Here is a 23,301-nt window from a genome sequence, read left to right as displayed (position 1 = left end):
ACTGCCATGCCGGCCCATTGGGAGCCCTGGCCGGGGAACACGAACACCCGGCCGCCGAGCGGGCCTGCGATTCCGGAGGTCACGCCGTCTCCGGGGACGTCCTCGGCCAGGGCTTTGAGGCCGGTGGCGGCGTCGGTGGGGTTTTCCGCGAGCACGACCGCGCGGTGCTCGAACAGGGCGCGTGAGGACACCAGCGAGAAGCCCACCCCGCCCAGCTCCGTACCGGCACGGCCGTTCACCAGCGCACCGAGCCGTTCGGCCTGCCCCCGCAACGACCCGGCACTGCGCGCCGACACCACCAACGGCACCACACCCGAACCCAGCGGCGCAGCAGTGGCGGTGGGCTCGTCCTGCTCGTCCTGGGCCGGGGCGTCGGACGCCCCGGCCTCGGGGACGTCCGCCGGGGGTTCCTCGATGATCGTGTGGGCGTTGGTGCCGCTGGCCCCGAAGGAGGAGACGCCGGCCCGCCGGGGCTCCTCGCCCTGCGGCCACGGCCGGGCCTCGGTCAGCAGCCGCACCGCGCCGGACTCCCAGTCCACCTTCTGCGACGGCTGGTCCACGTGCAGGGTCGCGGGCAGCACGCCGTGCCGCAGGGCCATCACCGTCTTGATGATCCCGGCCACGCCGGAGGCCGCCGCCGCGTGACCGAGGTTGGACTTCAGCGAGCCCAGCCACAGTGGCCGGTCCGCGGGCCGCCCCTGACCGTACGTCGCCAGCAGGGCACCGGCCTCGATCGGGTCGCCCAGCGTCGTTCCGGTGCCGTGTGCCTCGACGGTGTCGACCTGTTCGGGCTTCAGCCGGGCGTTGGCCAGCGCGGCCCGGATCACCCGCTGCTGGGCGGGGCCGTTCGGCGCGGTCAGGCCGTTGCTCGCGCCGTCCTGGTTGATCGCGCTGCCCCGGACGACGGCCAGCACCGGGTGCCCGTTGCGCTGGGCGTCGGAGAGCCGCTCCAGCAGCAGCACACCGACGCCCTCCGCCCACACGGTGCCGTCGGCCGCCGCGGCGAACGCCCGGCAGCGGGCGGTCGGGGACAGGGCCCGCTGACGGCTGTACTCGATGAATCCGGTCGGGGTGGCCATCACGGTGGTCCCCCCGGTCAGCGCCATCGACGACTCGCCCTTGCGCAGCGACTGGCAGGCCAGGTGCAGGGCCACCAGCGACGACGAGCAGGCGGTGTCGACCGTGAGGGCCGGCCCCTCCAGGCCGAGGGTGTACGCGACGCGGCCGGACAGGATCGCGCCGGAGGCACCCAGCGACATCTGGCCTTCCAGGCCTTCGGGGAGGTCCGTGACATTGCTGCCGTAGTCGAAGTCCGTGGCCCCGATGAACACCCCCGTCCGCGAGCCGCGCAGCGAGGCCGGAGTGATCCCGGCGTGCTCGAGCGTTTCCCAGGCGACTTCCAGCAGCAGCCGCTGCTGGGGGTTCATCGACAGCGCCTCACGTGGCGAGATGCCGAAGAACGGGGCGTCGAACCGGTCGACGCCGTCGAGGAATCCGCCCTCACGGACGTAGGTCCTGCCCTGGCGATCCGGGTCCGGGTCGTAGAGCGTGTCGAGGTCCCAGCCGCGGTCGGTGGGGAACGGCGCGATCGCGTCCCGCCCCTCGGCGACGAGGTCCCACAGCTCCTCGGGGGTCCGTACGCCTCCCGGGAGGCGGCAGCCCATCGCCACGACGGCGATCGGCTCGTGCTCCTTCTCCTTGAGTTCCTCCAGGCTCTGACGGGCCACGCGCAGATTGGCGGTTGTCCGCTTGAGGTAGTCGCGAAGCTTCGCTTCGTTCTCCATCACTCGTCAGCTCCTCGAAGACCGTGAAACGGAAGGCCGTGGGTGGGTGTGCGGTGGTTCATGCGATGTCGTCGAGTTCCTGGTCCAGGAGGTCGAACATCTCCTCGTCGGTGGCCGCCTCGAGGTCGTCGACGGCGCTCTGCTGCCCGGGGGCGCCGGACCAGGTGCGCAGCAGGGACTGCAGGCGTTCGGAGACCGCGGCGCGGGCGGCCTCGTCGGCGCCCACCGTGGCCAGTGACGCCTCCAGCCGGTCCAGTTCGGCGAGGACGGGCCCGGCGGGCGAGCCGCCGTCGGGCAGCAGTTCGGCGTCGAGGTGGGCGGCGAGAGCGGCGGCGGTGGGGTGGTCGAAGACCAGCGTGACCGGCAGCCTGAGCCCGGTGGCCACGCTCAGGCGGTTGCGCAGCTCCACGGCGGTGAGCGAGTCGAAACCCAGCTCCTTGAAGGCCCGGTCGGCCTCGACCGCGGTGGAGTCGGGGTAGCCGAGTACGACGGCGGCCAGCGACCTGACCAGGTCGCGCAGCACCCGCTGCCGGTCCGCGTCGCCCAGCGGGGCGATGCGCCGCAGCAGGGCCTCGGAGTCGTCGCGGTCCTCGCCCTCCGGGCTCGATGCGGACGTGAGGGCCGCCAGGGCCTCCGGCAGGTCGCGCAGCAGGGGCAGCGGCCGGCCGGCGGCGAGCGCGGGCGCGAACCGTTCCCAGTCGAGGTCGGCGACCACCTGGAACGGCTCGTCGCCGCCCGCCGCCCGCAGCAGCGCGTCGCCGGCGCGGTCGCCGGGCATGGGGGCCGCACCGCGGCGCCGCAGCTGGTCCGCCACCGCCGCGTCGATCATCCCGCCGTCGGCGAGAGCGCTCCAGGCCACCGAGGTGGCGGCCAGCCCGTCCGCGTGCCGCTGCCGCGCGAGCGCGTCCAGGACGGCGTTGGCCGCGGCGTAGCTCCCTTGACCGGCGGCGCCCACGGTGCCGGCGATGGAGGAGAAGAGTACGAACGCGGACAGGTCGCAGTCCTTGGTGAGTTCGTGCAGGTTCAGCGCCCCGGTGACCTTCGGCCGCAGGGTCCGGTCGGCCTCTTCGGCCGTCAGGGAGTCGAGGACGCCGTCGTCGAGCACACCTGCGGCGTGCACCACCGCGGTCACCGGCAGGTCCCGCGGCAGGGAGCCCAGCAGTTCGGCGAGCGCGGCGCGGTCCGCGACGTCGCAGGCCGCGACCGTGACCCGGACACCGGACGCGGTGAGTTCGGCCTCCAGTTCCCCGGCGCCGGGTGCCGCGCCGCCGCGCCGGCTGATCAGCACCAGGTGCTCGGCGCCCTCCCCGGCCAGTCTGCGAGCCACTCCGGCGCCCGCCCCGCCGGTCCCACCGGTGATCAGGACGGTGCCGCCGGGCCGCCAGCCGGCTGCGGGGGGCGGCGCGGCGGCGCGGAGCAGACGGCGGGCGAACACGCCCGGGCGCCGCACCGCGAGCTGGTCCTCGGACTCGCCGCCGCCCGCGTCGGCCCGACCGGCGAGCACGGCGGCCAGCCGGGCCAGGGCCCGGTCGTCGAGGACCGCCGGCAGGTCGACCAGGCCGCCCCAGCGCTGCGGGGACTCCAGACCGATCACCGCGCCCAGCCCCCAGACGGCCGCCTGGGCGGGGCTGTCGAGCCGGTCGGAGGCGTCGGTCGACACCGCTCCCCGGGTCGCCAGCCACAGCGGTGCCTCGGTCCCGGTGTCGCCCAGCGCCTGAACCAGCGTCATGGTGAGGGCGAGCCCTGCGGGTACGGACGGGGCGCCGGGCTGGGGTGCCTCGTCGAGGGCGAGCAGTGAGAGCACCCCGGCGGGTGCCGCGTCGGTGTCCTTCAGCGTCGCGCCGATCAGCTCGGCCAGGGCGGTGCGGTCCGTGCCGGTGGTGATCTCGACGGGGACGAGGTCCGCGCCGAGGCCGACGAGGCCGGTGAGAACGGCCGTGACCGGCTGGTCCGCGGTGTGTCCTGCCGGTACGGCGACGAGCCAGGTGCCGGTGAGCGGCGCGGCGGCCGGCTCGGGGAGCGGCCGCCAGCCGATCCGGTACCGCCAGGAGTCCAGCGCCGCGCCGTCCGTCCGCCGACGGCGCCACGAGGACAGCAGGGGCAGCGCCGCCCGCAGCGCGGCGGCCGTACCGGGGTCCGCGGCCTCGGCCGCGTCGCCGGTGCCGGCGCCGAATGCGGTGCCGGCGTCCAGCGTCGCGGCCAGCGCCGGGAGGTCTTCGCGCTCCACCGCCGCCCAGAAGGCGGCTTCCGCCGGGTCCTGCCCGGTCGCGGACGGCGCGACGGCGGTCTCCAGCCAGTAGCGCTGCCGCTGGAACGGATAGGTGGGCAGGTCCACCGGGCGGGTGCGCCGCCCGGTGTGGACGGCCGCCCAGTCGACCGCGGCACCGCGGACGTACGCCTGTGCCAGCGACAGCAGCATCCGGTCGGGGCCGCCCTCGTCGCGGCGCAGCGAACCGACCACGGCCGCCTCCGCGCCGACCGCCTCGATGGTCTCCTGCACGGCGAAGGCCAGGACCGGATGGGGGCTCACCTCGATGATCACCCGGTGGCCCGCGGCCAGTATCCGGCGGGTGGCCTGCTCCAGCTGGACCGTCTGCCGCAGGTTCCGGGCCCAGTACTCCGCGTTCAGGACGGAGGTGTCGACGGGGCCGCCGGTGACCGTCGAGTAGAAGACGGTCTCGGACGGGCGGGGACTGATCGGGGCGAGGAGTTCCAGCAACTGTCCGTGGATCCGCTCCACCTGCCGCGAGTGCGAGGCGTAGTCGACGGGGATGATCCGTGCCCGGACGCCGTCGGCCTCGCAGGACGCCAGCAGCTCGCGCAGCGCCTCGGGTTCGCCGGAGACCACCATCGAGCCGGGGCCGTTGACCGCCGCCAGCGACAGACGCTCGCCCCACGGCGCCATGCGCTCGACGAGTTCGTCCTGCGGCAGCGAGACCGACATCATGCCGCCGTCCCCGGACAGCGCCCGCAGCGCCCGGCTGCGCAGGGCGACCACGCGCGCGGCGTCCTCCAGCGACAGCGCGCCCGCCACACACGCCGCCGCGATCTCCCCCTGGGAGTGACCCGCCACGGCGGCGGGCTCCACGCCGTGGGAGCGCCAGACGGCGGCGAGGGCCACCATCACCGCGAACAGCAGCGGCTGGACCACGTCCACGCGTTCCGTCGAGGGCGCGCCCGGCGCTCCCCGCACCACCTCGTCCAGCGACCAGTCCACGAACGGCGCCAGGGCGCGCTCGCAGTCGGCCATCGTCCGGGCGAACACGGGCGAGGTTTCGAGCAGTTCTCCCGCCATACCCGCCCACTGCGAGCCCTGGCCGGGGAACAGGAAGACCGGACGGGTGGTGTTCACCGCGACGCCCTCGGCCAGCCCCGCGGCGGCGCCGCCGGCGGCGAGCGCGTCCAGAGCGGTGCGGAAGTCCTCGCGGGTGCGGCCGACCACGACCGCGCGGTGCTCGAACGCGGACCGGGTGCGGGCGAGTGCCGCCCCGATCTCGGCCGGGCCGTACTCCGGGTGGCGGTCCAGGTGCTGGCGCAGTTGTACGGCGCGGGCCCGCAGCGCGGCGTCGGTACGGCCGGACAGCGTCCACGGCACCGGGGCCGGGGCCGCCGCGTCGTCCGTCTCCGGGTCTTCCTCGGCCGGGGCCTGCTCCAGGATGACGTGCGCGTTGGTGCCGCTGACCCCGAACGCCGACACCGCGCCCCGGCGTGGGCGTCCCAGCTCCGGCCACGGCGTCTCGTCGCGGAGCAGCGACACGGCGCCGGCCGACCAGTCCACGTCGTGCGAGGGCTCGTCGATGTGCAGGGACTTGGGCAGCACTCCCCGACGGATCGCCAGGACGGTCTTGATGATCCCGCCGACCCCGGCGGCCGCCTGGGTGTGGCCGATGCTGGACTTCAGCGAGCCGAGCCACAGCGGCTGACCGGCCGGCCGGCCCCGGCCGTAGGTGGCCAGCAGCGCCTGTGCCTCGATGGGGTCGCCGAGCCTGGTGCCGGTGCCGTGCGCCTCCACCATGTCGACGTCGGCCGTGGTCAGTTCGGCCGCAGCCAGCGCCTGCTGGATGACCCGCTGCTGGGCGGGGCCGTTGGGCGCGCTGAGGCCGTTGCTCGCGCCGTCCTGGTTGATCGCGCTGCCCCGGACGACCGCGAGCACCGGGTGCCCGTTGCGCCGCGCGTCCGACAGCCGCTCCAGCAGCACCATGCCCGCGCCCTCGCCCCAGCCGGTGCCGTCGGCGGCCGCGGCGAAGGCCTTGCAGCGGCCGTCGGGGGCCAGGCCGCGCTGACGGCTGAACTCGACGAAGACACCGGGGTTGGCCATGATCGCGGCGCCACCCGCCAGGGCCAGCGAGCACTCGCCCCGGCGCAGCGACTGAACGGCCAGGTGGAGGGTCACCAGCGAGGACGAGCACGCGGTGTCCAGGGTGACGGCGGGCCCTTCGAGACCGAGGGTGTAGGAGATCCGGCCCGAGGCCACGCTGGTGACGTTGCCGATCAGCAGATGGCCCTCGACGCCCGGGTCCGCCACCGCCGGGTCCCCGCCGTACTGGAAGGAGGTCGCGCCGACGAAGACGCCCGCTTTCTCCCCCTTCAGCGACAGCGGGTCGATCCCGGCGCGTTCGACGGCCTCCCAGGAGACCTCGAGGAGCAGCCGGTGCTGCGGGTCCATCGCCAGCGCCTCGCGCGGCGAGATCCCGAAGAAGGCGGGGTCGAACTGGCCGGCGTCGTAGAGGAAGCCGCCCTGCCGGGTGTAGCAGGTGCCGGAGACGGCCGGGTCCGGGTCGTAGAGGGCGTCCACGTTCCAGCCGCGGTCGGTGGGGAACGCGGAGACCGCGTCCCGGCCCTCGGCGACCAGCTCCCACAGGTCCTCGGGCGAGCGCACCCCGCCGGGGAAGCGGCAGCCCATGCCCACGATCGCGATCGGCTCCCGCTCCTTGTCCTGCACCTCCTGCAGGCGCTGGCGGGCCCGGTGCAGGTCGGCGGTGACCCGCTTGAGGTAGCCGAGAAGCTTCTCTTCTTGCTCGTTGGCCATCAGGACGCCCCGAAGTCGTTGTCGATCAGATTGAAGATCTCGTCGGCGGAAGCAGCCATCAGCTGCTCCTCGACCGAGGCCGCGGCGCCGCTCTGCGGGGCGGTGCCGGCGGTGCTTTCGAGCCGTGCCACGAGGCTCTGCAGGCGGGTGGTGAGCCGCTCCCGTACGCCGGTGTCCGCGGTGAGCTCCGCCAGCGCCTGCTCCCACCGGTCCAGGTCGTCGAGGACCGAGTCGGCCGTCATCGGCTGCTGCGGGAACAGCTCGGCCCGCAGGAACCGGGCGAGCGGAGCCGGGGCGGGATAGTCGAAGATCAGCGTGGCGGGCAGCGACAGCCCGGTGGCGGCGTTCAGCCGGTTGCGCAGTTCCACGGCCGTGAGCGAGTCGAACCCCAGCTCCTTGAAGGCACGGTCGTCGGCGATCGCGTCCGGGGTGGAGTGGCCGAGGACGGCCGCGGTGTGCGTACGCACCAGATCCGTCAGCAGCCGCTCCCGCTCGGCGTCCGGCAGGCCGGCCAGGCCGTCCGTCACGCTGCCGGTGCTCTCCGGTGCGGCGGCCCCGGGTTCCGCGGCCGCTTCCAGCGCCCGCCGGACCTCGGGCAGTTCGTCGATGAGCGGGCGGCGGCGGGCGGCGGTGAAGCCCGGCACGAACCGGTCCCACCGGACGTCGGCGAGGACCAGCGTCGTCTCCTGGCGGGCCAGCGCCCCGTGCAGGGCCGCCACCGTCAGGTCCGGCGCCATCGGGGGCAGCCCCCGGCGGCTCAGGTGCTCCTCCACCCCGTCGCCCTCGATCATGCCCTTGTCCGCCCAGGGGCCCCAGGCCACCGAGGTGGCCGCCAGGCCGCGGGCCCGGCGCTTCTCGGCGAGCGCGTCCAGGAAGGAGTTGGCCGCGGCGTAGGCGCCCTGGCCGCCGCTGCCCCAGGCGGCCGCGACGGACGAGAAGAGCACGAATGCCTCGACGCGGGGCCCGTCCAGAAGCTCGTCGAGATGGACGGCTCCGGACACCTTGCCCTCGGCCATGGCCGCGAAGTCGGCCGGCGTGCTGTCGGCGATCTGCTGGAAGTGGACCACCCCGGCGGCGTGGAACACCGCACGCACCGGCGATCCTTCGGCCTCCAGGCCGTGCAGCAGCCCGGCCAGCGCCGCACGGTCCGCGACGTCGCACGCGGCGACCGTCACCCGGGCGCCCAGGCCCCGCAGTTCGGCTTCGAGGTCCGCGGCGCCCGGCGCCGCGGAACCGCGCCGGCTGGTGAGCACCAGGTGCTCGGCCCCGGTACGGGCCAGCCAGCGGGCCACCTGCGCCCCCAGACCGCCGGTGCCACCGGTGATCAGAACGGTGCCGTTGGGCTGCCACTTGACCTCGTCGGCCGGCGCGCCCAGCGGGGCGTGCACCAGCCGACGTACGAACACGCCCGCGGTGCGCACCGCCAGCTGGTCCTCGTCGCCCTCGGCGGCGAGGACTCCGGCCAGCCGGGCCGCGGCGCGCTCGTCGACGGTGGCGGGCAGATCGACCAGGCCGCCCCAGCGCTCGGGGTGCTCCAGGCCGACCACGCGGCCCAGGCCCCAGACGGTCGCCTGCTCGGGGCGGTCGACGGGGTCGGTCGGGCTCACCGAGACGGCGGTGCGGGTCGCGAGCCACAGGGGGCAGTGGATCCGCGTGTCCCCGAGCGCCTGCACCAGCGCCAGGTTCAGCGCCAGACCGTACGGCAGGACCGGGCGCCCCGGGTGCGGACCGTCGGCGAGGGCGAGCAGGGACAGCACGCCCGCCGGTGTCTCGCCGGCCGCGGCCTCCCGCAGCCGGGCGGCGACCGCGTCGCGATCGTCCTCGGCCAGTTCGACGGTGACCGCCCGCGCTCCGCGCTCCCGCAGGGCGCGCAGGACGGCGGCCTGTGCGTCGCCGCCGGCTCCTGCGGCCGGAACCGCCGGAACGGCCACCAGCCAGGTGCCGGACAGGACGCCGCGCGGCTCGGCGGCCACCGGGTGCCAGGCGATCCGGTACCGCCACGCCTCCGTGGTGGCGTGGTCGTTCTGCCTGCGGCGCCAGGAGGACAGCAGGGGCACCATGCCGCTCAGCGGCGTGGCGGGGTCGACTTCGAGCATCGCGGCCAGCGCGTCCGGGTCCTGGCCCTCGACCGCCTCCCAGAAACGCACGTCCACGGAGTCGGACGACGACGCGGAGGCGATGCCGTGTGCTCCGGCCGTCGGCGCGTCGGGGACGGCGGGTGTCGCGAACCAGTAGCGGTCGCGCTGGAAGGCGTAGGTGGGCAGGTCGACCTGGTGGGGGTCGTGTCCGGTGAAGAACGCGTTCCAGTCGATGGTGAGGCCGAGGGTGTGCATGCGGGCCAGGGCGGTGACGGCGGTTTCCTCTTCGGGGCGGTCCTTGCGCAAGAGGGGGACGAACTGTCCGTCCTGGACGCAGGACTGGCCCATCGCGGTGAGGACCCCGGCGGGGCCGAGCTCGACGAAGCGGGTCACTCCGCGAGTGCTCAGGGCCGTCATGCCGTCGTGGAACCGCACCGATTCACGGACATGACGCACCCAGTACTCCGGCGAGCACACCAGGTCCGGTGCGGCGATGTCGCCGGTCACGTTCGACACCAGCGGGATGCGCGGCTCGTGGTAGGTGAGCCCCTCGGCGATGTGCTGGAACTCTTCCAGCATCGGTTCCATGCGGGGGGAGTGGAAGGCGTGGCTGACGCGCAGCCGGGTGGACTTCCAGCCGCCGGCGGCCACGACCTCAAGCACCGTCTCCTCGTCCCCGGACAGGACGGTGGAGGTGGGGCCGTTGACGGCGGCGACCGCGACGCGGTCCTCATGGCCGGCGAGGAACGGCAGAACGTCCTCTTCCGGGGCGATGACCGAGACCATGGCCCCGCCTGTGGGGAGGGCCTGCATCAGGCGGCCTCGGGCGGCGACCAAAGCACAGGCGTCGGTGAGGGACCAGATCCCGGCGACGTGGGCTGCCGCGAGTTCGCCCACGGAGTGCCCGACCAGGAAGTCCGCCCGCACGCCCCAGGACTCGACCAGACGGAACAGCGCCACCTCGACGGCGAACAGCGCCACCTGCGCATACGCGGTGCCCTCCAGGAGCGCCGCCGCAGGGTCGGACGGATCGGCGAAGACGACCTCACGCAGCGGACGGTCCACCAACCCGTCCACCACCGCGCACACCTCGTCGAACGCCGCCGCGAACACCGGGAACACCCCATACAACTCCCGACCCATCCCCAGACGCTGCGCACCCTGGCCGGTGAACATGAACGCGGTCGGGCCGTCGGTCGCCTGCGTACCGGTGGTGTCACCGGAGGCCAACGCCTCCAGGGCGATGGCCAGTTCACCGGTGTCGCGCCCGGTCACGGCGGCGCGGTACTCGAACGCGGTGCGGGCGGTCGCGAGCGAGAAGCCCACGTCCACGGGTGACAGTTCCGGCGACGCCGCCACCTGCTCACGCAGCCGCGCGGCCTGGGCGCGCAGTGCGGCCGGGGACTTGCCCGACACCACCCACGGCACCACGGAACCAGTGCCCCCGGGCGCAGCCGGCGACGTGGCCGAGGGCTCGTCGTCGGTTTCCGGTGCCTGTTCCAGGATGGTGTGTGCGTTGGTGCCGCTGATCCCGAACGCGGACACACCGGCCCGGCGCGGCGCGCCGGTCTGGGGCCAGGGCCGGGCCTCGGTCAGCAGCTCGACCGCGCCCGCCGACCAGTCGACGTGCGGGGACGGCTCGCCGGCGTGCAGGGTCGCGGGCAGCACGCCGTGCCGCATCGCCATCACCATCTTGATGACGCCGGCCACACCGGAAGCGGCCTGCGTGTGACCGAGGTTGGACTTCAGCGCCCCCAGCCACAACGGCCGCTCCACGGAACGCCCCTGGCCGTAGGTCGCCAGCAGGGCACCGGCCTCGATCGGGTCACCCAGCGTCGTCCCGGTGCCGTGCGCCTCCACGACGTCGACCTGTTCGGGCTTCAGCCGGGCGTTGGCCAGCGCGGCCCGGATCACCCGCTGCTGCGAAGGACCGTTCGGCGCACTCAGCCCGTTGCTCGCGCCGTCCTGGTTGATCGCGCTGCCCCGGATCACGGCGAGCACCCGGTGCCCGTTGCGCCGCGCGTCGGACAGCCGCTCCAGCAGGACCATCCCGGCCCCCTCGGCCCAGCTCGTTCCGTCGGCGGCCGCGGAGAACGCCTTGGAGCGACTGTCGCGGGCCAGTCCGCGCTGCCGACTGAACTCGATGAAGAGGCTGGGGGTGGACATCACGGTGACACCGCCGGCCAGCGCCATCGAGCACTCGCCCCGGCGCAGCGACTCCGCCGCCAGGTGCAGCGCCACCAGCGACGACGAGCAGGCCGTGTCGACCGTCACCGCCGGGCCCTCCAGGCCCATGGTGTACGCGATGCGACCGGAGACCACGCTGGCGGCCTTGCCGGTCAGCAGGTAGCCCTCCAGGTCTTCGGGCAGCTGCCGCAGGTGCGAGGCGTAGTCCTGCCCGTTGGTGCCGATGAACACGCCCGTCGGCGTACCGCGCCGGCTGGACGGGTCGATGCCCGCGCGCTCCACGACCTCCCAGGAGGTCTCCAGCAGCAGGCGCTGCTGGGGGTCCATCGCCAGCGCCTCACGCGGCGAGATCCCGAAGAACTCCGGGTCGAAGTCGTAGGCGTCGTAGAGGAATCCGCCTTCCTTGGCGTAGGTCTTGCCCCGCTGGTCGGGGTTGGGGTCGTAGAGCTCTTCGACGTTCCAGTTCCGGTCGGTGGGGAAGGTGGAGATCACGTCGCCGCCGTCGGCCACCAGCCGCCACAGGTCCTCCGGGCTCCGCACGCCGCCGGGGAACCGGCAGCTCATCGCGACGACGGCGATCGGGTCGTCGTCCGAAGCGGCGGCCGCTCCCGCCGTCGCCGGCGCGGGTGCGGCGGTGTCCGGCTCCCCGAGTGCGGCGGTGCGGATGTGCGCGGCGAGTGTTTCGGGGGTCGGGTAGTCGAAGAGGAGACTGGTCGGCAGCCGCAGCCCGGTGGCCGTGTTCAGCCGGTTGCGGAGTTCCACCGCGGTCAGCGAGTCGAAGCCGACCTCGCGGAACGCCCGGGTCGGGGCGATCGCCTCCGGGGAGCCGTGTCCGAGGACGGCCGCGGCGTGCGAGCGCACCAGGTCCAGCAGGAACCGGTGGCGCTCCGGCTCGGGCAGCCCCGCCAGCTGCTGGGCCAGTGAGGAGGTGCCGGAGTCGGCGAGGCCCTGTGCCGCCCGCCGGTTCGGCATCCGTACCAGGCCCCGGAACAGGTGGGGTACGGGCCGGGTGTCGGCCTGGGCGCGCAGCGCCGCCAGGTCCAGGCGTGCCGGTACGAGCGCGGCATCGCCCACCGCGAGGGCGGTGTCGAACAGGGCCATGCCTTCCGCGGAGGGCATGACGGCGACGCCGGACCGTGCCATCCGCTGCACATCGGTGTCGTCCAGGTGGACGCTCATGGTGCTGCGCTCGGCCCACAGGCCCCAGGCCAGCGACTGGCCGGCCAGGCCGTGCGCCCGGCGGTGGCGGGCCAGGGCGTCCAGGAAGGCGTTGGCCGCGGCGTAGTTCGCCTGGCCGGCGCCGCCGATGGTGGCGACGACGGAGGAGTACAGCACGAAGGCGGTCAGGTCCAGGCCGGCGGTCAGCTCGTGCAGGTTCACCGCCGCGTCCACCTTGGGCCGCAGGACCGCGTCGACCCGCGCCGGGGTCAGGGCCGCGACGACGCCGTCGTCCAGGACGCCGGCCGTGTGGATCACCGCGGTCAGCGGATGCTCGGCGGGTACGCGGGCCAGCAGGTCCGCGAGCGATTCGCGGTCCGCGACGTCGCAGGCGGCCACCGTCACCGAGGCGCCGGCCGCGGTCAGTTCGGACCGCAGCTCCTTCGCGCCCTCGGCGGCGAGTCCGCGGCGCCCGACGAGCAGCAGGTGCCGTACGCCGTACTCGGTCACGGCGTGACGGGCTGCCAGGGCGCCCAGCGTCCCGGTTCCGCCGGTGATCAGTACGGTGCCGTCCGGGTCGAAGCGCGGGGGAGCGGCCGGGGCGTCGGCCGGTACCCGGGCGAGCCGGGGAGCGAGCACGGCGCCGGCGCGGACGGCGCTCTGCGGCTCACCGGAGGCCAGCGCGGCCGGGAGGGCGCGCAGCGACTCCGGGTCCGCGTCGAGGTCCACGAGCACGAACCGGTCCGGCTCCTCGGTCTGCGCGGACCGGATCAGCCCCCACAGGGCGGCGTGGGCCGGATCGGGCACGTCCTCGTCGGGGGCGGTCGCCACCGCGCCCCGGGTCACGAACACCAGCCGGGAGGAGGCGAACCGCTCGTCGGAGAGCCAGCGCTGTACGAGCGCCAGCGCCCGGTGCGTGACGTCCCGTACGGCGTCCGCGGTCCCCGTGGCGGTGCCGTGGGGCAGGGTGCAGGCCGTCAGCACCGTGTCCGGTGCGGCCGTGTCCGGTGCGTCGGCCGGGTCCGCGTCCATGCGGAAAGCCGGCAGGTTGAGGCCGGCACGCAGTCCGAGGCCGTCGTCGCCGAGGACCGCCCATCGGCGGGGCCCGGGCGATCCGCCGCCGGATACCGGGCTCCACGTCACGCGCTGCAACGACTGGTGGAACGCGGGCCGGCCGCCCTGGATCTCCTCCGGGCGGGTCGCCCGCAGCGCCACCTCGTCGATGGCCGCCACGGGCCGGCCGGTCGGGTCGGCGAGCGCGACGGACACCCCGTCGGGGCCGGTGGGGGTCAGCCGGACGCGCAGGTGGGACGCACCGGTCGCCTGGAGCGAGACGCCCTTCCAGGCGAACGCCAGCCGGGCGTCGTGGTCCGCGCCCGCGGCACCGTCGTCGTCACGGCCGACCGCGTCCGCCGCGCCCAGGGCGGCCTCCAGCAGCGCGGGGTGCAGGCCGAACAGCGCGGCCTCGCCCGTGGTGTCCTCGGTGAGGGCGGCCTCGGCGTACACCTCGTCGCCGAGCCGCCACAGGGCGGTGATCCCGTCCGCCCCGGCGCCCTCCGCCGGAACCGCGCCGGCCGGCGGCCAGGCCGTCAGGTCGAACGGCTCAGCCGTGCCGCCGGCCGCCAGGAGACCTGTGGCATGCCGCCGCCAGGGCTGCTCCGGCCCGGCCTGCTCCGGCCGCGCGTACACCTCGATCGTCCGGCGGTCGTCCTCGGCCGCGCCCAGACGGACCTGGATCACCACCGCGCCCTCGGCGGGAAGGGCCAGCGGCGCTTCGACGATCAGTTCCTCGATCCGCTCGTACCCGACGTGGTCCCCGGCGCGGACGGCGAGTTCGACGAAGGCGCTGCCCGGCAGCACCGGGGTTCCCAGCGCCGTGTGGTGGGCGAGCCAGGGGTGCGTCCGCACGGCCAGGCGGCCGGTGAACAGGTAACCGTCCGCGCCGGCCAGGGCGACCGCGGCGCCGAGCAGCGGGTGGTCGGCCGGCTCCAGACCCGCCGTCGACACGTCACCGGCCGGGGCGGGGCGGGAGAGCCAGTGCAGCTCGCGCTGGAAGGCGTAGGTCGGGAGCTCCACCCGCCGCGCGCCGTGCCCGGCGAAGACGGCCTCCCAGTCGGGTTCGATCCCCTGGACCTGGGCCTGCGCGAGGGAGGTGAGAAAGCGCCGCGCTCCGCCTTCCTCGCGGCGCAGCGTTCCCACGACGGCGATGTCGGCCCCGGCGTCCTCGGCCGTCTCCTGGAGAGCCGTCGCCAGCACCGGGTGGGGGCTGCATTCGACGAATCCGGTGCAGCCCGCGGCCAGCAGCTCCCGCCCGGCCTGCTCGAATTCGACCGTGTCGCGGATGTTCCGGTACCAGTAGCGCGTGTCCAGCTCGCGGGTGTCCAGCCGGCCGCCGGTCACGGTGGAGTAGAAGGGGATGCGGGAGGCCAGCGGCGTCACCGTCCGCAGCCCCTCCAGCAGGCGGTCACGGAGGATGTCCACCTGGGCGGAGTGGCCGGCGGTGTCGACACCGCGGATCCGGCGGGCCTGGACGCCCTCGGCCTCCAGCGCGGCAAACAGCTCGTCGAGCGCCCCGGGGTCGCCGGAGACGGTCACGAACCTCGGGCCGTTGACGGCGGCGATCGACAGCCGGTCGGACCAGCGCCCGATGCGTTCGCGGGCCTCGTCCGCGGGCAGGGAGACGGCCATCATGCCGCCCTTCCCGCTGAGTTCCGACCACAGCAGGCTGCGTAGCGCCACGATGCGGGCCGCGTCCTCGAGCGTCAGACCGCCGGCGACGTACGCTGCGGCGATCTCGCCCTGGGAGTGTCCGACCACGGCCGCGGGCTCGATCCCGTACGACCGCCACACGGCCGCCAGCGACACCATCACCGCGAACAGCGTCGGCTGGATCACATCGATGCGGTCCAGCGAGGGCGCGTCCGGTTCGCCGTGCAGCACGTCCAGCAGCGACCAGCCGACGAACGGCCGGAACGCGTCGGCGCACGCCCGCAGTTGCCCGGCGAAGACGGGGGAGTCGTGCCACAGTTCCTGTGCCATGCCGAGCCACTGCGAGCCCTGGCCGGGGAAGACGAAGGCGACTCTGCGCCGGTCGCCGCCCGTGGCCTGCACCAGGTTGGGCGCGGTCGTGCCGTCCGCGAGTGCGGTGAGTCCCTGGAGGAACCCCTCGCGGTCGTCCGCGACGACCGCGGCGCGGTGGCCGAACGCGGTGCGCGTGGTGGCGAGGGAGTACCCGGTGTCGGCGAGTCCGGCGCCGGGGTGGGCCGCGAGGTGCGCACGCAGCCGCTCGGCCTGTGCCCGCAGTGCCTGTTCCGTCCTGCCGGAGATCGTCCAGGCAAGGGGACCGGGGAGGGCGGCGGAGGTTTCCGGCTCCGGGTCCGCCGTGGCCGTGGTCGTCCCGGCGGCGCACTGCCCGCCGGAGTCCTGCGCGGGCGGTGCGTCGGCCTCCTGCGGGGCCTGCTCGATGATGGCGTGGGCGTTGGTGCCGCTGATGCCGAAGGAGGAGACGCCGGCGCGCCTCGGGCGCCCGGTCGACGGCCACGGCGTCGGGTCGGTCAGCAGCCGTACGGCGCCCGACTCCCAGTCCACGTGCGGAGACGGCTCGTCGACGTGCAGGGTCTGCGGCAGCAGGCCGTGGCGGATGGCCATCACCATCTTGATGACGCCGGCCACACCGGCCGCCGCCTGGGGGTGGGCGAAGTTGGACTTCAGCGAGCCGAGCCAGAGGGGCCGTCCGTCCGTCCGGTCCTGGCCGTAGGTGGCGAGCAGCGCCCCGGCCTCGATCGGGTCGCCGAGGGCGGTGCCCGTTCCGTGCGCCTCGACGGCGTCCACGTCCCGGGCGGACAGGCCCGCGTCGGTGAGCGCCGCCCGGATCACCCGCTGCTGCGAAGGGCCGTGCGGGGCGGTCAGGCCGTTGCTCGCGCCGTCCTGGTTGACGGCGCTGCCGCGGATCACGGCGAGCACCTGGTGGCCGTTGCGCCGGGCGTCGGACAGCCGTTCCAGCAGGAGCATGCCGACGCCCTCGCCCCAGCCGGTGCCGTCCGCCCGCGCGGAGAACGCCTTGCAGCGGCCGTCGGCGGAGAGCGCCTTCTGCCGGCTGAGCTCGACGAAGATGCCGGGGCTGGACATCACGGTGACACCGCCGGCCAGCGCCAGGGAGCACTCGTCGCGGCGCAGCGACTGTACCGCCAGGTGGATGGCCGTCAGGGAAGCCGAGCAAGCGGTGTCCACCGAGACGGCGGGGCCTTCGAGACCGAGGGTGTAGGAGATCCGGCCGGAGATGACGCTGGTGGTGCTGCCGGTCAGCAGGTAGCCCTCGTACCCCTCGGCCGGCTCCTCCATGCGGGGCCCGTAGTCCTGGGGCATGGCGCCGACGAACACCCCGCAGCGGCTGCCCTTCAGCGACGCGGGCCGGACACCCGCGCGCTCCAGGGCCTCCCAGGAGGTTTCCAGCAGCAGGCGCTGCTGGGGGTCCATGGCCTGTGCCTCACGGGGGCTGATGCCGAAGAAGGCCGGGTCGAACCAGCCCGCCTCGTGGAGGAATCCGCCTTCCCGGACGTAGCTCTTGCCCTGCTTCGACGGGTCGGGGTCGTACAGGTCCGCCAGGTCCCAGCCGCGCTCGGTGGGGAATCCCGACACGGCGTCCCGGCCGGCGGCGACCACGTCCCACAGGTCTTCGGGGGTCCGTACGCCTCCCGGGAGCCGGCAGCTCATCGCGACGATGGCGATCGGGTCGTGGTCGCCATCGGCGGCGGTCGGCGGCCGGGACGACGCGGGGAGGGCGGCGTTGCGGTCCTGCGCGCCGAGGTCTGCGGCGTCCACGGCATCCACGGCGGACGAACGGATGTGGTGGGCCAGGGCCGCGGGTGTGGGGTGGTCGAAGAGAATCGTGCCGGGCAGTCGCAGTCCGGTGGCGGCGTTCAGCTGATTGCGCAGTTCGACCGCGGTGAGCGAGTCGAAGCCCAGTTCCTTGAACGCCCGGTCCGTGTCGATCGCTTCGGGCGTGGTGTGGCCGAGGACGAACGCGGCATGCTTGCGGACGAGTTCCTCGACGGCCTGCTGCCGCTCGGCCTCGTCGGGCAGGGCGGCCAGGTGGTCCCGCCAGGTGGACGGCTCCTCGGCACCGGCGGCGTCGAGCTCGGGGACCGGTGCGTCGAGCCAGTAGCGGTCGCGTTGGAATGCGTAGGTGGGCAGGTCGATCCGGTGGGGGTTGTGTCCGGTGAAGAACGCGTTCCAGTCGATGGTGAGGCCGAGGGTGTGCATGCGGGCCAGGGCGGTGACGGCGGTTTCCTCTTCGGGGCGGTCCTTGCGCAGGAGGGGGACGAACTGTCCGTCCTGGACGCAGGACTGGCCCATGGCGGTGAGGACTCCGGCGGGGCCGAGCTCGACGAAGCGGGTCACTCCGCGGGCGTTGAGGGCCGTCATGCCGTCGTGGAACCGCACCGAGTCGCGGACATGACGTACCCAGTACTCCGGCGAGCAGACCAGCTCGGGCGAGGCGATGTCGCCGGTCACGTTCGACACCAGCGGGATGCGCGGCTCGGAGTATTCGAGGCTCTGCGCGATGTGCCGGAATTCTTCCAGCATCGGTTCCATGCGGGGGGAGTGGAAGGCGTGGCTGACCCGCAGCCGGGTGGACTTCCAGCCGCCGGCGGCCACGACATCGAGGACGGTGTCCTCGTCCCCGGAGAGGACGGTGGAGGTGGGGCCGTTGACGGCGGCGACCGCCACCCGGCCCTCAAAGCCGGTCAGGAACGGCAGCATGTCCTCTTCCGGGGCGATGACCGAGACCATGGCCCCGCCTGTGGGGAGGGCCTGCATCAGGCGGCCTCGGGCGGCGACCAAAGCACAGGCGTCGGTGAGGGACCAGATCCCGGCGACGTGGGCTGCCGCGAGTTCGCCCACGGAGTGTCCGACCAGGAAGTCCGCCCGCACACCCCAGGACTCGACCAGGCGGAACAGCGCCACTTCGACGGCGAACAGCGCCACCTGCGCATACGCGGTGCCCTCCAGGAGCGCCGCCGCAGGGTCGGACGGATCCGCGAAGACGACCTCACGCAGCGGACGGTCCACAAACCCGTCCACCACCGCGCACACCTCGTCGAACGCCGCCGCGAACACCGGGAACACCCCGTACAACTCCCGACCCATACCGACCCGCTGCGCACCCTGGCCGGTGAACATGAACGCGGTCGGGCCGTCGGTCGCCTGCGTACCGGTGGTGTCACCGGAGGCCAACGCCTCCAGGGCGCTGGCCAGTTCACCGGTGTCGCGCCCGGTCACGGCGGCGCGGTACTCGAACGCGGTGCGGGCGGTCGCGAGCGAGAAGCCCACGTCCACGGGTGACAGTTCCGGCGACGCCGCCACCTGCTCACGCAGCCGCGCGGCCTGGGCGCGCAGTGCGGCCGGGGACTTGCCCGACACCACCCACGGCACCACGGAACCAGTGCCCCCGGGCGCAGCCGGCGACGTGGCCGAGGGCCGTGCCGTCCCCGACCAACTCGACAGCACCATGTGGCAGTTGCTGCCACCCATGCCGAACGAGCTGACGCCGGCGATCAGGGGTCCGTCGTCGGGGCGGGTCCACGCTTCGAGCTCGGTCTGGACGCGGAGGTTCAACACGTCGAGCGCGATGGCGGGGTTGGGCGTCTCGAAGTTGAGGCTTGGCGGGAGTTCCCGGTGGCGCAGGGAAAGGACGGTTTTCAGCAGGCCGGTGATGCCGGCCGCGCCTTCCAGGTGGCCGACGTTGGTCTTGGCGGAGCCGACCCGCAGCGGGGCGTCGGCGGACCGGGCCGCGCCCAGTACCGCTCCGAGGGCCGCCGCCTCGACCGGGTCACCGACCTTGGTGCCGGTGCCGTGCAGCTCCACGTACTGCACCTCGGCGGGGTCGACCCCGGAGAGCCGGTAGGCCTCGCGCAGCACTTCCTCCTGCCCGGCCCGGTCGGGCGTGGTCAGGCTGAGGCCGCCGCCGTCGTTGTTCGTCGCGGAGCCGTGGATCAGGCAGTAGACCCGGTCGCCGTCGGCGACCGCCCGGGAGAGCGGCTTCAGGACCACGAGGGCGCCGCCCTCGCCCCGGACGTAGCCGTTGGCCCGGGCGTCGAAGGTGTAGCACCGGCCGTCGGGCGAGAGGGCTCCGAACCTCGACGCGCCGACGAAGCTCTCGGGGGCGACGTTGAGGTTGACGCCGCCGGCCAGCGCGATGTGCGACTCTCCGCGCCGCAGGCTGTCGCAGGCCATGTGGACGGCGACCAGTGACGAGGACTGGCCCGTGTCCACGACCATGCTGGGGCCGCGCAGTCCGAGGGTGTAGGAGACGCGGTTGGCGATGATGCCGCGCTGCAGTCCGGTCAGCGAGTGCTGGGTGAGGGCCGGCAGGCCCCGCTGGTGCTGGAGGGCCGCGTAGTCGTCCGCGATGGCGCCGACGAACACGCCGGTGCGGCTGCCTGCCAGGGAGGACGGGAGGGCGCCCGCGTCCTCCAGCACCTCCCAGCCGAGTTCGAGCACGAGGCGCTGCTGCGGATCCATGGCGGCGGCTTCCCGCGGCGATATGCCGAAGAATGCCGGGTCGAACCGGTCGATCTGCTCGATGAATCCGCCCCGGCCGGTTTCCCGGCCGGGTCCGGTGGCCCCGGAACGGTTCTCGGGTATTCCGGTAGTGGCGTCGGTGCCATCACGGAGCAGTGCCCAGAATTCGTCCGGGGTGGTCACGCGCGGAAGGCGGCAGGCCAGTCCGACAACGGCGATCGGATCGTTGTGCATCTCGGTGTTCCCAGACATCGCGACTCGGATTGCCTCTCCACAGAAAAATCAAATGCGGAAGCAGAATTGGGCAGCTGGAGCTGGTGGGAGGCTATCGCGCACGGTCAGGGGGACCAACCCCTAATTTCTCGAATGCCACCCCCTACGGCATTCCTGGCAGTTCAGGGGCTTCCGCAGGGGTCCCCGCCGGTCACGGTTCTCCATGTGTCGTCGAATGGTCTCTTCCGGCCCGCTCCCGACAGGTCGTCACCATCCGTGTCCGGCCGGTTCCGTCAGGCGATTCCGGATGCCATGGGGAGGCGGTCCACGCCGAGGTCCATCACGAGCTGCCGCCGCCCACGGATGTTGAGCTTTCGGTACACGCGGGTGAGGTGCTGCTCGACGGTGCTCACGGTGATGTACAGCTCGGCCGCGATCTCACGGTTCGTGGAGCCCCGTGCCGCGAGGGCGGCCACCCGTATTTCCGAATCGCTGAGTCTGGAGATGGGGCTGGACTCGTTGTCGTCCGCCCGGGACTGCTCATGCGCCTTCAGCCGGCCCGGCCGAATGGCTTCGCACAGGGCGTCGGCCCCGCACTCCTTGGCCAGCCGCCAGGCCTGGTCCGTGATCGCGCCGGCCCTGCTGAACTCGCCCAGGGCCCGGTGCGCCCGGCCGAGGTCGGCCAGGGCGCGGGCCAGTTCCAGCCGGTCGCCGGACCTCTCCAGTTCCGCCACCGCCAGGGTCAGTGTCCGGGGACGCAGCGCGGGTTCGCCGAGCCCCGCGTGCAGCCGTAGCGCGGTTCCCCGGATACGGGAGCTGCCGGTCTCGTCGAGCTGGCGTCTGATCAGGCGCTCGGCGGGCTCGCGCTCGCCGATGCGCAGCCATGCCTCCGCGGCGTCCATGTTCCAGGGCAGCAGCACGGGCTGGTCGACGTGCCACTGCTTGGCGAGCCGCCCCGCCGTGAGGAACTCGCCGAGTGCGGCGTGCGCCCGGCCCGTCGCCAGGTAGTAGTGTCCCCGGGCTCGCAGGTACTTCAGCCCGTAGACGCTCCGGAACACGCTGTCGCGGACCGGGCGGCTGAGCTGGCGGGCCGCCGCGTTCAGCCGTCCCATGGCCGTGTAGGCGAGGATCTGGGTGGCGATCGCTCCTGCGGCGAAGACGCTGCCGATCTCTTCCGTGACCCCCTCCAGGGAGTCGGCGGCGTACTCCACCGCCTTGTGCAGGTTGCCCTGTGACAGGGAGATCTCGCCGCGGATCATGGCGAGTATGGTCCGCCAGCCCGGTGTCTGCCATCCCCGGGCCTCGCCGGTCAGCAGCTGCCACCGCGCCTCGATCTCGGCCGCGCAGCGGTTGCCCCGGGCCAGGGCGGACAGGGCGGTCACGGCGGGCTCGAACGTCGCCTCGGTGAGCGCCAGTAGCTGCAGTGAGCCCTCGGCGACGAGGGCGGTCGGCTCGTTGCGGACCGGGCGAGCCGGGGTGGGGCCGGGCAGTGTCACGGCCGGCGCGGCGGAACCGCAGGCCGACGTCGTCGGCGTCGAACCGATCAGTGCGGTGTCGAGGATCCCGCGCACGTCCGCCGTGCCGGGATCGTCCTTTCCCGCGCCGCCGAAGTGGTGCAGCGTCCGTCGCGCCTCCTCGACCCGCCCCAGCGCGAGCAGCAGCCGGGCCAGCGGACCGGCGCAGGACTCGGGAAGCCGGTCGCTGTCCAGCAGGGCGAGGGGCTCCATGAGATGGGTTTCGACCGCGGAGGGGTCCAGCCGCAGCAGGACGGCCGCGAGCCTGAGCCGGATCTCGACGCGCTGTGCCGGGTCGGCGCAGGCGGCGCAGGCGAGTTCCAGGTACCTCACCGCCAGGGGCACGTCGCCGGCGAGCACGTGCTCGGCCGCGCACCGCAGGACATCGACGGCCCACGGCTCGAACGAGGTCGAAGACCCGGCGGCCAGCAGGTGTTCGGCGACGGTGAGGCCGCTGCCACCGGCGCGGCGCAGCTGTTCGGCCGCACGCCGGTGCAGGGCGGCGCGTCCTTGCGGCGCCAACTCGTCGAGCAGTGTCGTCTGCACCAGCGGGTGGCGCAGCGCGCAGCCGTCCATCAGCCCGATCGCGTTCAGCGCCTGTACGCCGCGGGTCACGGTGCCGCGGCTGACGTCCAGCATGAGGCTCAGCAGCTCGGGCGACGCCGCGCGGCCGAGCACCGACAGCCCCTTCACCAGGTCCTCGGCGATCGGGTCGGAGCGTCTCAGAATGCTGCGTACCGCGGCGATGAAGGCTTCACCGACCTGGGGCTCGGCCGGCGTCGGGGCGCGCCCCTGCGCGGCGGCGGTGTGATGATCCTCCAGTAAGGCCCTGAGAAGGAGCGGATTACCGCCGCTGACGGTGTGCCAGGACGGGGCGCGATGGTGCGCCTCGGCCGCCCCGAACGTCTCGCCGAGCACCTCGGCGACGTCATTCGGGCGAAGTGGGCGCAGGAAGAGCCGGAGCAGGTTCGGGTGCTGAAGGAAGAGGGTGCGCAACGCCGGGTCGCGGTGCCGCTCGTGGGCGGTCTCGGTCAGGACGAGCAGCAGCGGGTCGGTGCGTACGGAGCGTGCGGTGGCCAGCAGGTGGCGCAGCGTCGGCGCGTCGACGTGCTGCGCGTCGTCCACCAGGACCACCACGGGCACGCGGGCCGCGAGGTTGTGGAGGGCCAGGCAGAAGGCGCGTTCGCCGGACGGCGTTTCGGCCGTTGCGGTAGCGTCGGGGGCGGCGGCACCGGCGGGGGTCCGTACGCCCAGTGCCGCCCGCAGCGGCGCGTGCTCCGGGGCCGGCAGCGCGGGGTCGTGGAGCAGCTGGCGCAGGGCCGCCAGCGGAACCTCCCGCTCCCCGGGGTTTCCGGTGATACGGAGAACCACGGCCCGGTGCTGCTCCAACTGCCGTGCGAATTTCGCTAGGATTGCTGTCTTGCCGAATCCGGCCGGCCCTTGGAGAACCACAACGCCTGCATTGCCGGAGAGGCAGCGGGAGAATTCATCCACAAGCTTGGCAAGTTGCTCTCCTCTGCCGGTCAGCATGCTCAACACTCCGAATCCTTGGTCAGATTGCCGACGGCCGGGTCCCGTATGGCTGGCGGCAGTTGGGGGGGATGGTACCCGAGCGATGAGGACAGTGATCAATGCTGCGGACAACGCCCGATCACCAGGGAGGATAGGGGTTCCGACACCGGGGAAGATAGGGGTGTCGGCGGGCGAAGATAGGGGTATGCACGACAGTCGCCGCCGCGATACTTCACTGCTGTGACACTTTTTCACCCGCTTATGCGGGACGGCCGCACCCGCACCGTTCACTGCGCCGGCCG

General features: G+C 73.8%; 4 protein-coding genes. All 4 read right to left on the bottom strand.

Going from position 1 to position 23,301, the window contains the following annotated elements:
• The coding region (locus ACIP82_RS26820; protein ID WP_400656938.1) for a beta-ketoacyl synthase N-terminal-like domain-containing protein at nt 1-1,784 on the bottom strand (1,784 nt) is incomplete at its 3' end.
• Nucleotides 1,785-1,842: 58 nt separating this feature from the next.
• Nucleotides 1,843-6,816, bottom strand: a complete 4,974-nt coding sequence (locus ACIP82_RS26815; RefSeq protein WP_400656953.1) for a type I polyketide synthase — start codon at nt 6,814-6,816, stop codon at nt 1,843-1,845.
• Nucleotides 6,813-19,994, bottom strand: a complete 13,182-nt coding sequence (locus ACIP82_RS26810; protein ID WP_400656936.1) for a type I polyketide synthase — start codon at nt 19,992-19,994, stop codon at nt 6,813-6,815. The genes ACIP82_RS26815 and ACIP82_RS26810 overlap by 4 nt, the downstream gene beginning before the upstream one ends.
• A gap of 272 nt (nt 19,995-20,266) precedes the next feature.
• Nucleotides 20,267-23,017, bottom strand: a complete 2,751-nt coding sequence (locus ACIP82_RS26805) for an AAA family ATPase (RefSeq protein WP_400656950.1) — start codon at nt 23,015-23,017, stop codon at nt 20,267-20,269.
• Between the last annotated feature and the right edge of the window lie 284 nt (nt 23,018-23,301).

Origin of the sequence: Kitasatospora sp. NPDC088548 (assembly GCF_044753005.1) — a bacterium.
Taxonomy (GTDB): Bacteria; Actinomycetota; Actinomycetes; order Streptomycetales; family Streptomycetaceae; genus Kitasatospora.
This window is presented reverse-complemented; position numbering and strand designations above follow the sequence as displayed.